16 protein-coding genes are annotated in these 14,507 nt (G+C 52.2%); 5 read left to right on the top strand and 11 right to left on the bottom strand.

Translation table 11 applies throughout. From position 1 onward, the window contains the following. Nucleotides 1-37: 37 nt before the first annotated feature. Entirely contained in the window at nt 38-1,090 is a 1,053-nt protein-coding gene (gene fbaB / locus OGV77_RS20570; protein ID WP_087051339.1) for a class I fructose-bisphosphate aldolase, read from the top strand. Between the two features lie 21 nt (nt 1,091-1,111). On the opposite strand, the gene yegS is transcribed toward fbaB, so the two are convergent. From yegS to OGV77_RS20535, 7 genes are all read right to left on the bottom strand, one after another. Further along, nucleotides 1,112-2,011: a lipid kinase YegS gene (gene yegS, locus OGV77_RS20565; RefSeq protein ID WP_080624937.1), complete on the bottom strand. Its 900-nt coding sequence runs from the start codon at nt 2,009-2,011 to the stop codon at nt 1,112-1,114. Between the two features lie 131 nt (nt 2,012-2,142). Then, nucleotides 2,143-2,874 carry an arginine ABC transporter substrate-binding protein ArtJ gene (gene artJ / locus OGV77_RS20560; RefSeq protein ID WP_043016914.1) on the bottom strand — a complete coding sequence of 244 codons (732 nt, stop codon included), beginning with the start codon at nt 2,872-2,874 and terminating at the stop codon, nt 2,143-2,145. A 261-nt stretch (nt 2,875-3,135) separates the two neighbouring features. Then, nucleotides 3,136-3,804, bottom strand: coding sequence for an arginine ABC transporter permease ArtM (gene artM / locus OGV77_RS20555; RefSeq protein WP_075145931.1), 669 nt, complete (start codon nt 3,802-3,804; stop codon nt 3,136-3,138). Next, complete coding sequence (gene artQ / locus OGV77_RS20550) at nt 3,804-4,520, bottom strand: arginine ABC transporter permease ArtQ (RefSeq protein WP_043016913.1); 717 nt, start codon at nt 4,518-4,520, stop codon at nt 3,804-3,806. Before artQ ends, artM begins: the two co-directional genes overlap by 1 nt. A gap of 6 nt (nt 4,521-4,526) precedes the next feature. Beyond that, on the bottom strand, nt 4,527-5,258 hold the full coding sequence (artI, locus tag OGV77_RS20545) for an arginine ABC transporter substrate-binding protein ArtI (protein ID WP_003027298.1): 732 nt from the start codon (nt 5,256-5,258) through the stop codon (nt 4,527-4,529). A 16-nt stretch (nt 5,259-5,274) separates the two neighbouring features. Then, entirely contained in the window at nt 5,275-6,003 is a 729-nt protein-coding gene (artP, locus tag OGV77_RS20540; RefSeq protein ID WP_003027295.1) for an arginine ABC transporter ATP-binding protein ArtP, read from the bottom strand. A gap of 225 nt (nt 6,004-6,228) precedes the next feature. Beyond that, nucleotides 6,229-6,744, bottom strand: a complete 516-nt coding sequence (locus OGV77_RS20535; protein WP_047410047.1) for a lipoprotein — start codon at nt 6,742-6,744, stop codon at nt 6,229-6,231. Between the two features lie 522 nt (nt 6,745-7,266). Here OGV77_RS20535 and cspE point away from each other — a divergent pair. The 4 genes from cspE (at nt 7,267) to OGV77_RS20515 (ending at nt 9,031) form a co-directional block, all read left to right on the top strand. Continuing rightward, nucleotides 7,267-7,479 carry a transcription antiterminator/RNA stability regulator CspE gene (gene cspE, locus OGV77_RS20530; protein WP_087051340.1) on the top strand — a complete coding sequence of 71 codons (213 nt, stop codon included), beginning with the start codon at nt 7,267-7,269 and terminating at the stop codon, nt 7,477-7,479. A gap of 10 nt (nt 7,480-7,489) precedes the next feature. Beyond that, entirely contained in the window at nt 7,490-7,678 is a 189-nt protein-coding gene (gene ymcF, locus OGV77_RS20525) for a cold shock small protein YmcF (RefSeq protein WP_071692589.1), read from the top strand. A 202-nt stretch (nt 7,679-7,880) separates the two neighbouring features. Continuing rightward, a complete protein-coding gene (locus tag OGV77_RS20520) occupies nt 7,881-8,204 on the top strand; it encodes a heavy metal-binding domain-containing protein (protein ID WP_001160725.1) in 324 nt (107 codons plus the stop codon). Continuing rightward, nucleotides 8,201-9,031: an N-acetylmuramoyl-L-alanine amidase gene (locus OGV77_RS20515; protein WP_080624939.1), complete on the top strand. Its 831-nt coding sequence runs from the start codon at nt 8,201-8,203 to the stop codon at nt 9,029-9,031. The genes OGV77_RS20520 and OGV77_RS20515 overlap by 4 nt, the downstream gene beginning before the upstream one ends. Here OGV77_RS20515 and OGV77_RS20510 read toward each other — a convergent pair. The 4 genes from OGV77_RS20510 to poxB form a co-directional block, all read right to left on the bottom strand. Continuing rightward, nucleotides 9,028-10,041 carry a 3-beta-hydroxysteroid dehydrogenase gene (locus OGV77_RS20510; RefSeq protein ID WP_075145934.1) on the bottom strand — a complete coding sequence of 338 codons (1,014 nt, stop codon included), beginning with the start codon at nt 10,039-10,041 and terminating at the stop codon, nt 9,028-9,030. The genes OGV77_RS20515 and OGV77_RS20510 overlap by 4 nt on opposite strands. 97 nt (nt 10,042-10,138) lie before the next feature. Further along, on the bottom strand, nt 10,139-11,569 hold the full coding sequence (locus tag OGV77_RS20505) for an SDR family oxidoreductase (protein WP_043017946.1): 1,431 nt from the start codon (nt 11,567-11,569) through the stop codon (nt 10,139-10,141). A 10-nt stretch (nt 11,570-11,579) separates the two neighbouring features. After that, nucleotides 11,580-12,581, bottom strand: coding sequence for a low-specificity L-threonine aldolase (ltaE, locus tag OGV77_RS20500; RefSeq protein WP_286502968.1), 1,002 nt, complete (start codon nt 12,579-12,581; stop codon nt 11,580-11,582). Nucleotides 12,582-12,736: 155 nt separating this feature from the next. Further along, nucleotides 12,737-14,455, bottom strand: a complete 1,719-nt coding sequence (poxB, locus tag OGV77_RS20495) for a ubiquinone-dependent pyruvate dehydrogenase (RefSeq protein WP_043016907.1) — start codon at nt 14,453-14,455, stop codon at nt 12,737-12,739. Nucleotides 14,456-14,507 lie beyond the last annotated feature (52 nt).

Genomic DNA, 14,507 nt, shown 5'->3' with positions numbered 1-14,507 from the left:
ATTCCGTTTTCAAAGCGGAACTTACGGGAGCATAGCTATGACTGATATTGCGCAGTTGCTTGGCAAAGACGCCGACAACCTTTTACAGCATCGTTGTATGACCATTCCTTCTGATCAACTTTACCTGCCTGGACATGATTACGTCGACCGCGTGATGGTGGATAACAACCGTCCGCCAGCCGTGCTGCGTAATATGCAGACGCTGTATAACACGGGCCGACTGGCCGGGACAGGTTATCTGTCTATTCTACCGGTGGACCAGGGCGTGGAGCACTCCGCTGGAGCATCGTTTGCGGCTAACCCGCTGTACTTTGATCCGAAGAATATTGTGGAGCTGGCTATCGAAGCAGGGTGTAACTGCGTGGCATCGACCTATGGCGTGCTGGCTTCTGTTTCCCGTCGCTACGCGCACCGCATTCCGTTCCTGGTAAAAATTAACCACAACGAAACGCTGAGCTATCCCAATACGTTTGACCAGACGCTGTATGCCAGCGTAGAGCAGGCGTTCAATATGGGTGCGGTTGCGGTGGGGGCAACCATCTATTTCGGTTCAGAGGAGTCTCGCCGCCAGATTGAAGAGATTTCTGCCGCATTCGAGCGTGCTCATGAGCTGGGTATGGTCACGGTGCTGTGGGCGTATCTGCGTAACCCGGCGTTTAAAAAAGATGGCGTGGATTACCATGTTTCTGCCGATCTTACCGGGCAGGCTAACCATCTGGCGGCCACTATCGGGGCGGATATCGTGAAGCAAAAAATGGCGGAAAATAACGGCGGGTATAAAGCGGTCAATTTTGGCTACACCGACGATCGCGTCTATAGCAAGCTGACCAGCGACAACCCGATTGACCTGGTGCGGTATCAACTGGCGAACTGCTATATGGGACGCGCCGGGTTAATTAACTCTGGCGGTGCGGCTGGCGGCGAAACCGATCTGAGCGATGCGGTACGTACTGCGGTGATTAACAAACGTGCGGGCGGTATGGGGCTGATTCTTGGGCGCAAGGCATTCAAGAAAACCATGACCGACGGCGTTAAGCTGATTAACGCCGTGCAGGATGTTTATCTGGATAGCAAAGTCACCATCGCCTGATTTCAGGCGACTGCCATCGTGTTAGCGCAACAGCGGACAACCCGGCGGCAGTCGGCAACGTAACGCCGCGGGCAGGATTTCAATATGAAACTCTTGTCCGCTGAGCGGTTCGCCATCGAGATTAAAGGTAATTTCATGCGGGGCGCGGATATCAAACCACGATGATGCGCCCTCTATAATGTTAGGGTTGTCTTCGGATTGCGTTAACGCCGAAAGCAGCCCTGGCAACAGCTCTTCGCCGGTAAAAATACGCAGTTGCAGCAGACCATCGTTGATAAGCGCTGTCGGGCATAGCTGTTGCCCCCCACCGGCCTGGCGACCATTACCGATACCAATTACCAGCGCTTTACCCTGCCAGTGAAAGTCTTCCCCTCGAATATCGCAGATGTCGGGTTTGAGCGTATCCATGCGCATTAATCCGTGAATAAAGTACGATACGCCACCCAGCGCAGCCTTGAGTTTTTCTGGTGTCTCGGTCGTGATGCGTGTGCCGAAGCCACCGGTTGCCATGTTGATAAAACAGGTTTTATCATTGACCTGCACCATATCGATCGCCGTCGCATTTGCGGCGATAGCCAGCTTTAACGCCTTATCAAGGTCCTCGGGTATACCAACGCTGGTGGCAAAGTCATTCGCCGTTCCCAACGGTAAAATACCCAGCGCCGGAATATTGCCGCCCTGCGACTGGATAAGCGCCGTCGAGACTTCGTTTATTGTGCCGTCGCCGCCACCGGCAATCACCGTTTCAACGCCCAACTGACGAGCTTCATCAACGTATCGTTGGGCGTCGCCTTTTTCCCAGGTAACGCGAACATGAATTTCCACGCCCTCATCACGCAGATTCGCAATGGCGTCACGCAGGGGAAGGTTATCAGCACTTTTTCCATTGAGGATCAGTAAACTGGCAGGGAATGCTATCATCCTTTTGCCTCACTTTTTTTCGTTTTAACAAGTGTACGCCAGGAATGCGTTTCTGGCGTAAGAACTGACTGAAAGCGCAGGCGAAGAGATAAAAAAAGCCGCAGAGCGCGGCTTTTCAGACTGGGCAGACGTTACTGTGGGAACCACTGATCGCTGATTTTCTGGTACGTGCCGTCAGCTTTGATTGCCGCCAGCGCGCTGTTCAGTTTTTCCAGCAGGGCTTTGTTATCCGGGCGAACCGCGATGCCAAGGCCAGTACCGAAGTATTGTGGGTCGGTCACTTTATCAGTGGCTACGCCTAGCTGCGGGTTGGTTTTAAGCCACTCGTTAACCACAGCGGTATCGCCAAATACGCCATCAATACGACCATTTTTCAGGTCGATAATCGCATTCTGATAGCTGTCGTAGGCCACGGTTTTCACTTCAGGATGTTTGTCCTGCAAGTATTTCTGGTGCGTGGTGCCGTTTTCCATGCCGATGCGTTTTCCTTTCAGGTCGGCAAAGGTTTTATAGGTGTCTTTTTTCGCAATCACCAGCGCGGAGTTTGCATAGTACGGCTGAGTAAATGCCACCTGCTTGCTACGCTCAGGCGTGATATCCATTCCGGAAATTACCGCATCATACTTCTTAAATTTCAGCGCGGGGATCAGGCTGTCGAAAGCGTGATTGGTGAAAGTACAGTCAGCCTGCATTTGTTTGCACAGCGCCGTTGCCAGATCGATGTCAAATCCGACGATTTTATTGTTTGCGTCGAGCGACTCAAATGGCGGGTAAGTGGCTGATACACCGAAACTAATTTTATCAGCGGCTGAGGCGCCAGCGGCGAAAGTAGCAAGTAATGCAGCCAGTACTAACTTTTTCATGGTGGAACTCCCGTCTGTCAATCTTATGATTATTTACCGTATCTGCGGCGTGGATTAACAATGCCATTTAATGAATTTATATGCAATAAAAATGATTAAGTATTTTTTTGATATAAAAAAAGACGGACAATTTAGGTTCTTGTCCGTCTTTATTATTTTGCTTTATGCATATTTGCCGGATGGCGGTGCTAGCACCTTATCCGGCCTACAAAAGGTGCATGAACCGTAGGCCTGATAAGCGTAGCGCCATCAGGCATATGTTTAATTCCGCTGTTCAAACGCCAGCGCTTTACGTTCGATTAAGCGCATCATCAGCGTCAGCAAACCGTTGACGATCAGATAAATCACACCCGCCGCGCCGAAAACCATGACGTCATAAGTGCGACCGTACAGCAGTTGGCTATAGCCCATGACTTCCATCAGCGTGATGGTGTATGCCAGCGAAGTACTTTTAAACACCAGCACCACTTCGTTGGAATACGAGGAGAGGGCGCGTTTAAAGGCGTACGGCAACAGAATCGCCAGCGTATCCTTCTTGCTCATCCCCAACGCTCCGCAGGACTGCCATTGGCCTTCCGGGATTGCACGAATAGCGCCGTAGAACAGCTGAGTGGTATAGGCCGCACTGTTTAACGACAGCGCAATTAAAGCGCACAGCCACGGTTCTGACAGCAGATGCCACAGCACCGGATACTCTTGCAACGTCGGAAATTGTCCTGGCCCGTAGTAGATCAGGAAGATTTGCACCAGCAGCGGTGTACCGGTAAACAGCGTGATATAAGCGCGAACCAGCCAAACCAGAACCGGTGTTTTCAGCGTCAGGATGACGGTGAAAATCAATGCCAGCACCAGAGCAACCACGATGGAGGCGACCGTCAGCGTCAGGCTGGTATGCAGCCCTTTCAACAATTCAGGTAAATACTCAAGCATCAGCCTGGTCTCCGCTCAAAACGTGTCGCGCGCAGGTCAATGCGTTTGAGAATGTACTGGCTCACCAGCGTAATCACCAGGTAAATAGCCGCCGCCACAATGTACCAGGTAAACGGCTCCTGGGTACGGGTGGCGATGCTCTTGGTTTGCAGCATCAGATCGTTCACGCTGATAAGGCTGACCAGCGCAGTATCTTTCAGCAATACCAGCCACTGGTTACCCAGTCCCGGTAGTGCATGACGCCACATCTGCGGCATCACCAGACGGAAGAAGATCGCAGCTTTAGACAAACCTAATGCCTGACCTGACTCCCATTGTCCGAGTGGCACGGCCTTCAGGGCGCCACGCAACGTTTGCGACGCGTAAGCGGCATACAGCAATGACAGCGCAATCACACCGCACAGGAACGGACTGACGTCGAAGTTTTCGATCTGCATCTGAACCGGGATTTGTACAAACCCGAGATTGATCGTAAAGCCATCGGCCAGCGTCAGCAGCAGCTGCGAGGAGCCAAAATAGATAAACAGAACCACCAGAATTTCCGGCAGACCGCGCAGGATGGTGACCAGAGCCGAGCCAGCCCATGCCACTGGACGCCATTTAACTGACTCCCAGACGGCAAACAACATGGCAAGCGCGAGGCCAATGATCAGCGCACAAACGGCAAGGCCGACGGTCATCCCGGCGGCGCTTGCTAAAGGAAAAAATTCATTCATCAAATATTACTTCTGGAACCATTTGTTGTAGATGGTCTCGTAAGTCCCATCTTTCTTCACTTTTTCCAGCGCAGCGTTAAATTTCTGCTGCAGTTCGGTATTGCCCTGGCGCACAGCAATGCCCAGACCGGTACCGAAGTAATCTTTATCCGTCACTTTGTCGCCAACCGCGGCGAGCTTAGGATTATCTTTCAGCCACTCGGTCACCACAGCGGTATCGCCAAATACGCCGTCAATACGACCGTTTTGCAGATCGAGTTTGGCATTCTGGTAGCTGTCATACGGCACGGTAGTCACTTCCGGATGTTTATCCATGATGAATTTCTGGTGTGTAGTCCCGTTTTGTACGCCGACTTTTTTGCCTTTCAGCTGATCAATGCTGGTGTATTTACCCTGTTGGCCAACAAACAGCGCAGAGTTGTCGTAATACGGGGTGGTGAACAGCACCTGTTTTTCACGCTCTGGGGTGATGTCCATACCGGCCATTACCGCGTCAAAACGACGGAACTTCAGGCTCGGAATCAGGCTGTCGAAGGCCTGATTGGTGAAGGTACAGGTAGCGTCAATCTCTTTACACAGCGCATTCGCCAGATCAACGTCAAACCCGACGATCTTGTTATTAGCATCGATTGATTCAAACGGAGGATAAGACGCTTCGGTGGCGAAACGAATGGTTTGGGCTGCGGTAGCGGAAAGGCTAAAACCTGCGATTAGCGCGGCAATCAGAACTTTTTTCATTGTATTGTCCCGAATCTTAGTGAGAAAGATAGTTTTTAAACGCTTCGGTTTGCGGGTTGGCAAAGCAGCTCGCATCCCCAAACTCGACGATATGACCGTTTTCCATATACACCACACGGCTGGCCGTTTTACGGGCAACTTCCACTTCGTGAGTGACGATCACCTGAGTAATGTTGGTTTCCGCCAGTTCACGAATGATGCTGACGATTTGGGCGGTAATTTCCGGGTCAAGCGCGGCGGTCGGTTCATCAAACAGCAGCACCTGTGGCTCCATCATCAACGCGCGGGCAATGGCCACACGCTGTTGCTGGCCGCCTGAGAGATGCAGCGGATAGCGATCGCTGTATGGCTTCAGGCGCAGACGTTCCAGCAGTTTCTCGGCGCGCGCCATCGCTTGCTCTTTTGTCAGACCCAGTACGCGGCAGGGCGCTTCAATCAGATTCTGCACAACCGTGAGATGTGGCCAGAGGTTGTATTGTTGGAAGACCATGCCCACGTTTTGACGCAGATCCCGAATGGCTTTATCTGACGGGGTCTTAGTGAAGTCGAAACGGTTACCCGCAATAGAGAGCGTGCCCGAGCGCGGCATCTCAAGCAGGTTGAGTACGCGCAGCAGCGAGCTTTTCCCGGCGCCACTTGGGCCAAGTAACACCAGTGTTTCACCCTGAGGGCAATCCAGCGTGATATCGAACAGCGCCTGATGTGCGCCGTAGAAGCAGTTAATGCCGTTTAATTGAATACTCATTGACACTCGATACTGGCAGTCTGATAGCTATTGAAGCCGCAGATACTACCTTTGACAGAATAGTTATGCAATATTTATGCGTTAAAAGTTAAATGCAAACCGCATTCTTATCTAAACATAGCACAAAATAGCGGGGCCACCAGTGGGCAAGAATAATTGTCGGCATTCTATGCAGAATGCCAGACAATTTATGGGGATTATGATTTAAGCAGGTGAATGGGGCGGTTAGCGGTTTTCGACAGACTGGCGCAGCGTCCCGGCTGGCGCGTGTACGCTGCCGCCCAGATAGCGGACATCGTCAACGACCCAGCACTGGCCTTCACGGATCATCAGCACTTCATCACGCCAGCTTTGGTCACCTTGTTTCAGCTCTACACGCAGTGGAATGTTGCGTGCATCACTATTCGGAATAGTCGATGCGCTGGCGACGCTGGCGCTGTCCGGTAATGTGGCGCGACTGGAGAACGGATCGCTGTTAAACAGTTCGCGATGCGCGTTATCACGGCTGGCATCGTTCAGCAGCTTAGCCAGGTCGTCGCTGATGTATGGGCGAAGGGCGGTAATGTCATTGTTTCGATGCTGAATACGGTAATCATAGAATTGTTGAGCCACGCTGTCTGGCCCGCCTTCTACGCATGAACCGCTACGCGTGCCGTTATCTTTATAGACCGGTGTCACGGTAGTACAGGCGCTGAGAAGTAGTGCACAGGGAACCAGCAGTGAGAGTTTCGAGTAGCGCATAATGATTTCCTTATTAGCTTTCTACTATTAGTGTTCTACGTTGAACAATTCTGTCTCATTAAAGACTATGAGTCTTTTTAACTCATTGTTTTTTAGTGATTTATATTAGTTATCACTCCATCTAAAGCATGTTGGTGGAGATCACAACCAACTTCGGCTTCAGTATATCAATCTATGACAGGGCATTGTCGGTCATTCGTGCTCCTTATATTGTATAGACCATTTGAGCATTTGCAGGTTCCATTTACAGCGCTTTACGGCTGGGTAAACAAAAGCCATGCAGCATTAATGTCTTTAAAGGGTTCCAGATGGCTAAAATAAGAGTTGATTAATCTCAGTGCCCGTGCGTTAATGATCAGGTCGGTTTGAATAACAGACGATATACAAAGTAGTTTACTCAAGCAGTTCTCATTCTCAGGTGTTATCCATTTATCCCCTCTTTGAGTCTCTTCATTAAGCACTACGAAGTTTCTGTCATAAAAACCATGCTTGCCGAAAGGCTCAAATTAAGGAATAAAATTTATGTCTACTAAAATGACTGGTTTAGTTAAATGGTTCAATCCTGAAAAAGGGTTTGGCTTCATCACGCCTGCAGATGGCAGCAAAGATGTTTTTGTCCATTTTTCAGCGATTCAAAGTAATGATTTCAAAACGCTGAATGAAAATCAGAACGTCGAATTCGGTGTGGAGCAGGGGCCTAAAGGTCCATCCGCAATTAATGTTGTGGCGCTTTGAGGTAACTATTATTACTAATCATATTCACTTTCGCTGTCCATGTTGCCATGGTTCCCAATACAGAACATCAACCTTTGATGTTACTGAAGGAAATCCATTCGGGGCAAAATGTATTTTTTGTAAATCAAAAATGATTACATTTGATAACGTAGCAATGTACATTCAGTCCGGCCAGGCGCCATTAGATTTCAGAAAATAATAACTTCAGGCCCCCAAACATCAGGGGGCTTTTTTATTTCTGGCGGCTGCCAGTCAAATAAAAATAAAAACGCACCACCTGAAACCGCTACACATCAACAAGGATAGCAGTTTTATTTGGCGGGTTTTCCTTTGAGTGTCATAGTGTATTGGTTCGATAATGCTTTTGAGATCGTGCTCTTAGCGCAAAAAGGAGATTAATCATGCAGTTTTCGACAACCCCTACGCTGGAAGGACAGAGCATCGTGGAATACTGCGGTGTTGTTACTGGCGAAGCCATTTTAGGCGCGAATATCTTCCGCGATTTTTTCGCCGGCATTCGCGATATTGTCGGCGGTCGCTCCGGCGCGTATGAAAAAGAGCTGCGTAAAGCGCGTGAAATTGCTTTTCAGGAGCTTGGTGAACAGGCGAAAGCACTCGGTGCTGATGCGGTAGTCGGTATCGATATCGATTACGAAACGGTGGGCAAGGACGGTAGCATGCTGATGGTGAGCGTCAGCGGCACCGCGGTGAAAACTCGTCGATGAAACGTCTGTTGTATTTGCTGACATTAACGCTACTGCTGGTGGGGTGTACTGGCGAAAAAGGAATAGTCGACAAAGACGGGTATCAGTTAGATACCCGCCGTCAGGCGCAGGCTGCTTACCCGCGCATTAAAGTGCTGGTTATCCATTACACGGCGGATGATTTCGACGCTTCTCTGGCTACGCTGACCGATAAAAACGTCAGTTCACACTATCTGATCCCGGCAGTGCCGCCGCTCTACCACGGCAAGCCGCGTATCTGGCAACTGGTCCCGGAAAAAGATCTGGCCTGGCATGCAGGGATTAGCTTCTGGCGCGGCGCTACGCGTATCAACGATACTTCGATCGGCATTGAGCTGGAAAACCGCGGCTGGCAAAAATCAGCGGGCAGCAAGTATTTTGCGCCGTTTGAGCCCGCGCAAATTCAGGCGTTAATCCCATTGGCGAAAGATATTATCGCCCGCTACGACATAAAACCGCAGAACGTGGTGGCCCATGCGGACGTCGCTCCGCAGCGCAAGGACGATCCCGGCCCGCTATTTCCGTGGAAAGCACTGGCCGCTCAGGGCATCGGCGCGTGGCCCGATGCCCAGCGCGTGGCATTTTATCTTGCCGGACGAGCGCCCCATACGCCGGTAGAAACCGCATCATTACTCGATCTGCTGTCGCGCTATGGTTATGAAGTAAAACCTGATATGACGCCGCGTGAACAGCAGCGGGTGATTATGGCGTTTCAGATGCACTTCCGCCCGACGTTGTGGAACGGCGTGGCGGATGCAGAAACTCAGGCAATTGCCGAAGCGTTACTGGAGAAATACGGGCAGGGTTAACGCGGCAGCTTACCGTGGTCACGCAGCCAGGCCGCGGTACGCTCAATTCCTGCATCCAGCGTCACAACGGGCTGATAACCCAACTCTTCCTGAGCGCGGGTAGTATCCAGCGTAAAATCGAAATTCAGCTTCGAGACGCCGTAATGCGTAAGCTTTGGCTCTTTCGCCGATTTATTGCCTAAACGCTCCATGCTGCGGGCAATCATATCCAGCATCGGGTAGGGCACGGAGCGGATACGGCAATCAATATTCAGCTCGTCGATAAGTTTCTGCACAATGCTGCGCAGGGTGCGATGCTCGCCGTTGGTAATGTTGTACGCGCGTCCCGACGGCAGCTTATCGCAGGCTTGTTGACTGGCCAGCCACATCGCGTGCACTGCATTCTCGTAGTAGGTCATATCCACCAGCGCGCTTCCGCCGTGCGGCAGCAGGATGCTGCCGTAGTGATACATCATATGGGCCAGGCGTGGAATAAAGACTTTATCGTGAGGTCCGAACAGACTTTGTGGGCGCAATACCGTGAAGCGGGTCTGCGGGTTAGCCTGCGCGAGCAGCGCAATTACCTCTTCGCCTGCCGCTTTGCTGCGGGCGAATTCATTGGCGAAGCGATGTGGACGGAAATCTTCTTTGATATCGCGATGGTGGTGATAATCAAAATAGAGCGATGGAGAGGAGATATGAATGAAGTTACGTACGCCCCAGGCCACGGCCCACTCGCCCAGACGTCGGGTCGCTCGAACGTTGGCCAGATCGAAGGCTTCCTGAGTTCCCCACGGTGAGGTAAAACTGGAGCAGTGCCACAGCGTGTCGATGCCGGCAAGCATCACTTTTGCCTGTGAAGACACCAGCTCGGTCAAATCGGCATGTACAAACTCTGCGCCCATTTTCTCCAGCAGCTTGCCCATCGCTTCATTGCGACCGGTAGCTCTGACGCTGACGCCTTTGCTGCATAGAAACTCAACCGCGTTTCGGCCCAAGCCGCTGGTGGCTCCGGTAACCAGTACCTTCATATCAATCCACTGTGTTTAAAAAACATCGTGCGCATTCTTCCGTGAAATACGCCTGTATGCAATGGGAAACATGAAAGAATACAGGCTCTTTTTATCATTAGTCTGTGATTTGTTCTGCAAGTTTAGCAATACGCTTCGCCATCCCTCTGAAAATGAACAGATGAGCTGGGATCATCAACAGCCAGTAGAAGAGTCCTGGCATGCCGTGCGGATGCCACCAGGCACGTACATCAATGCGTCGGTGATCGCCTTTATCTTCCAGGGTGAAACTCAGGCGACCCAAACCAGGCGCTTTCATCCCAAACAGCAGCGTCAACTGTTTTTCTGGTTCAACGATGATAACTTTCCAGCTATCGACGGTATCGCCAACCTGCAACAGAGAGTGTTCTGGTCGACCTTTAGCCAGCTTATGGCCGACTAGCAGGTCTAACGCCGCCCGCGTCTTCCACAAAATATTGCCAAAAAAATAGCCTTCTTTGCCGCCGAGTCGATTCACAACCTGCCATAGCGCTTTTTTGCTGGCGGAGGTTTCAACACTAAAGCCTGCCTGTTTGGCAAAATAGCCATATTCAGGGCGCCAGCGGGCAAACGCCTGCGCGTCGTAACCCCAGTCGCTGGAATTGACCAGCTTCTCCTCTTCTTTCAACGTGCTGCGTACCGCGTCATCAAAGGCAATCAACTTTTGCGGGATCAGCGCGCGTAATTCGGTGTCATCGGCCAGCAGATCGTGTTTTAAACCCTGGATAAGCGCTTTGGCCGTGGTCGGCGGCACTGACGTAATGACGTTTAAAAACCAGACCGAAATCCAGCGGGTAGGAAAGGGGATGGGGATGAGCAGGCGATGCTTACCGCTGACCGCCATAAAATGCTCGAACTGTTCCTGATAGCTCAACACCTGCGGCCCGGCAGCTTCGAGTATGCGGTGATGGCTTGTGGGATGGTCCAACAGCGCCACCAGATAGTACATCAAATTTTCCAGCGCGATGGGCGTGGTACGCGAACGTACCCAGCGCGGAGGGGTGAGAACCGGCAGGTTATAGACCATGTCGCGCATCACTTCAAAGGCGGCGGAACCTGCCCCTACGATAATGCCAGCGCGCAATTCCGTCATTGGCACGCCTGACTCTCTCAGGGTGTCAGCGGTTATTTGCCGCGCACGCAAATGATCGGACTGTTCATGCCGGGGAGCCTGTAATGAGCTCAGGAAAATAAGCTGTTTAACTGGCGTATTACGCAGCGCATCGCGTACGTTCATCGCCACATGGCGTTCGTGGGCGATAAAATCACCGCCTTCACCCATACCATGAACCAGATAGTAAACCGTATCAACACCCGTCAACAGCGGGGTGAGGTTATCTGGCCAATTCAAATCGACCTTATGGCAACTGACGTTGGCCAGTTGCTGCTTTTCCAGACGTTCAATGCGGCGTGCCGCAGCCAGCACCTGATGCCCTTGCTGGCTGAGCGCCTGAACCAGATGCTGACCAATGTAGCCACTGGCGCCAAGAACCAAAATCCGTTGCGGCACGCCCATCTCCTTAGCGGGTTAAAAAAGCGCGCCAGTGGGCGACGACTTCAGCAAGTTGTTCACGCGATACGTCCAGATGCATCACCAGGCGCACAATCGGGGAGGCGTTAATCAGCACGCCTTGCGCTTTCATGTATTCACCCAGCGCGGCAGCGTGCTCTTCACCAACGCGAACAAACAACATGTTGGTGTCGTGGCGCATGACGTCTGCCCCTGCTTCGCGCAGTTGTTCTGCCATCCAGGCGGCGTTGTCATGGTCTTCCTGCAAACGCGCCACGTTATTTTTCAGCGCATACAGTCCCGCCGCCGCCAGAATACCGGCCTGGCGCATTCCGCCACCGGTCATTTTGCGCCAGCGAATGGCGCGCTTGATGTAGTCCTGGCTGCCGACCAGCAGCGAACCTACCGGCGTTCCCAGACCTTTGGAAAGACAAATGGTGAACGAGTCGCAGTATTGCGTGATGTCTTTAAGCTCACAGCCATAGGCGACGATGGCGTTAAAAATACGCGCGCCGTCGACGTGTAGGGCAAGATTGCGCTCACGGGTGAATTCCCAGGCGCCTTTCAGATACTCGCGCGGAAGCACTTTGCCGTTGTGGGTGTTTTCCAGACTGAGCAGACGGGTGCGGGCAAAATGGATATCGTCAGCTTTGATTTTCGCTGCCACTTTGTCTAACGGCAGGGAACCATCCGGGGCGGCGTCGATGGGTTGCGGTTGAATGCTGCCAAGCACCGCTGCGCCGCCCGCTTCATAGAGATAGTTATGTGCGCCCTGACCGGCAATATACTCTTCGCCGCGCTGGCAATGACTGAGCAGCGCAACCAGGTTTGCCTGAGTGCCGGTGGGTAGGAAAATAGCGGCTTCTTTGCCAGAGAGCTCTGCAGCGTATTGCTGGAGAGCGTTAACGGTAGGGTCATCACCGTACACGTCGTCCCCGACCGGGGCTGCCATCATCTCTTCCAGCATGGCGCGACTTGGCCGGGTGACGGTATCACTGCGTAAATCAATCATGGTGTCTCCTTATTACACTTCATCCTTCAAGCTGCCTCTGCGTTGGCCGCACCCTTAAACCCCAGTCACATAGTTTACCTAAGCTCCTGGGGATTTTCGGGCTAGCCGCCTTGATGCATCATGAATGATTTTGTGTGTGATTTAATAAGGATGTTTTACCTGAGCCAGTTAGTTTTCGCCAGTTCCATCACTTCATCACCGCGTCCACTGATGATTGCGCGCAACATATACAGGCTAAAACCTTTCGCTTGTTCGAGTTTGATCTGTGGCGGGATGGCTAACTCTTCTTTCGCCACAACCACATCGACCAGCACCGGGCCGTCAATCGACATTGCCCTTTGCAGCGCTTCATCAACCTCTGAGGATTTCTCCACACGAATGCCCGTAATACCGCAGGCTTCGGCAATCCGCGCGAAGTTGGTATCGTGCAGCTCCGTGCCGTCGGTCAGATAACCGCCAGCCTTCATCTCCATCGCCACAAATCCCAGTACGCTGTTGTTAAAGACGATAATCTTCACCGGCAGCTTCATCTGGACCACCGACAGAAAGTCGCCCATCAGCATACTAAATCCGCCGTCCCCGCACATTGCGACAACCTGGCGTCCCGGTTCGGTCGCTTGGGCGCCGAGTGCCTGCGGCATGGCATTGGCCATCGAACCATGATTAAACGAACCGAGCAGGCGACGTTTGCCGTTCATTTTCAGATAGCGTGCCGCCCACACCGTTGGCGTGCCAACGTCGCAAGTGAAGATGGCGTCGTCTGCGGCAAAGTGGCTGATTTGCTGTGCCAGATACTGCGGGTGAATGGCTTTATCGCTGGGTTTAGCTAAATCATCCAGCCCTTTGCGCGCTTCACGGTAGTGCTCCAGCGCTTTGTCCAAAAACTTCCGCTCGGTTTTTTCTTCCACCAGCGGCAGCAGGGCGCGGAGGGTGGATTTAATATCGCCCACCAGCGCCATATCAACTTTACTGTGCGCGCCAATACTCGCCGGATTGATATCAATCTGAATAATTTTGGCGTCGGTTGGATAGAACGGGCGATAGGGAAACTGGGTGCCGAGCAGGATCAGCGTGTCGGCATTCATCATGGTATGGAAGCCGGATGAAAAGCCAATTAGCCCGGTCATGCCCACGTCGTACGGGTTATCGTACTCAACATGCTCTTTACCCCGCAGGGCGTGCACAATCGGCGCTTTGATTTTAGCCGCAAACTCAACCAGCTCTTTATGCGCACCGGCGCAGCCGCTGCCGCACATCAGAGCGATATTGCTGGAGTAGCGCAGCAGTTGCGCCAGTTTTCTGAGCTCTTCTTCTTCCGGAGTGACCACCGGCAGCGGCGCATGGTACCAGTGCGTGGTGGCGCTCTCAGGGGCCGGCTTCAGCGCGACATCGCCAGGTAATACCACCACAGAGACACCGCGGTTGAGCACCGCTTTACGCATGGCAATTGCCAGCACCTGTGGGATCTGTTCAGGGCTGGAAACCAGCTCGCAATAATGGCTACATTCGCGGAACAACTCTTGCGGGTGGGTCTCCTGGAAATAACCGCTGCCTATCTCGCTGGATGGAATATGTGCGGCAATGGCCAGCACCGGGACGTGGTTGCGGTGGCAATCAAACAGGCCATTAATCAGGTGCAGGTTGCCTGGCCCACACGAGCCTGCACAGACGGCCAATTCACCCGTTAACTGCGCTTCAGCACCTGCGGCGAAGGCAGCAACCTCTTCATGACGGGTTGGCATCCAGTCAATCGTTCCCATACGATTCAGACTATCACTTAGGCCATTGAGTGAGTCACCCGTTACACCCCAAATGCGTTTTACGCCAGCTTGTTCGAGTGTTTTAGCAATAAAAGCGGCAACCGTTTGTTTCATGGTTTTCCTTCTCCTTTAATGTGATACCGGTTACAAGTTTAGATGAAGATAA

This window comes from Citrobacter sp. Ce129, assembly GCF_030334545.1.
Lineage (GTDB): Bacteria > Pseudomonadota > Gammaproteobacteria > Enterobacterales > Enterobacteriaceae > Citrobacter > Citrobacter europaeus.
Note: the sequence above shows the minus strand (reverse complement) of the source record. Positions and strands in the feature narration are given on the sequence as shown.

Coding starts and splice junctions, on each gene's coding strand:
- fbaB (WP_087051339.1), top strand. CDS start 38: ATGACTGATATTGCGCAGTTGCTTGGCAAAGACGCCGACAACCTTTTA.
- yegS (WP_080624937.1), bottom strand. CDS start 2,011: ATGATAGCATTCCCTGCCAGTTTACTGATCCTCAATGGAAAAAGTGCT.
- artJ (WP_043016914.1), bottom strand. CDS start 2,874: ATGAAAAAGTTAGTACTGGCTGCATTACTTGCTACTTTCGCCGCTGGC.
- artM (WP_075145931.1), bottom strand. CDS start 3,804: ATGCTTGAGTATTTACCTGAATTGTTGAAAGGGCTGCATACCAGCCTG.
- artQ (WP_043016913.1), bottom strand. CDS start 4,520: ATGAATGAATTTTTTCCTTTAGCAAGCGCCGCCGGGATGACCGTCGGC.
- artI (WP_003027298.1), bottom strand. CDS start 5,258: ATGAAAAAAGTTCTGATTGCCGCGCTAATCGCAGGTTTTAGCCTTTCC.
- artP (WP_003027295.1), bottom strand. CDS start 6,003: ATGAGTATTCAATTAAACGGCATTAACTGCTTCTACGGCGCACATCAG.
- OGV77_RS20535 (WP_047410047.1), bottom strand. CDS start 6,744: ATGCGCTACTCGAAACTCTCACTGCTGGTTCCCTGTGCACTACTTCTC.
- cspE (WP_087051340.1), top strand. CDS start 7,267: ATGTCTACTAAAATGACTGGTTTAGTTAAATGGTTCAATCCTGAAAAA.
- OGV77_RS20520 (WP_001160725.1), top strand. CDS start 7,881: ATGCAGTTTTCGACAACCCCTACGCTGGAAGGACAGAGCATCGTGGAA.
- OGV77_RS20515 (WP_080624939.1), top strand. CDS start 8,201: ATGAAACGTCTGTTGTATTTGCTGACATTAACGCTACTGCTGGTGGGG.
- OGV77_RS20510 (WP_075145934.1), bottom strand. CDS start 10,041: ATGAAGGTACTGGTTACCGGAGCCACCAGCGGCTTGGGCCGAAACGCG.
- ltaE (WP_286502968.1), bottom strand. CDS start 12,581: ATGATTGATTTACGCAGTGATACCGTCACCCGGCCAAGTCGCGCCATG.
- poxB (WP_043016907.1), bottom strand. CDS start 14,455: ATGAAACAAACGGTTGCCGCTTTTATTGCTAAAACACTCGAACAAGCT.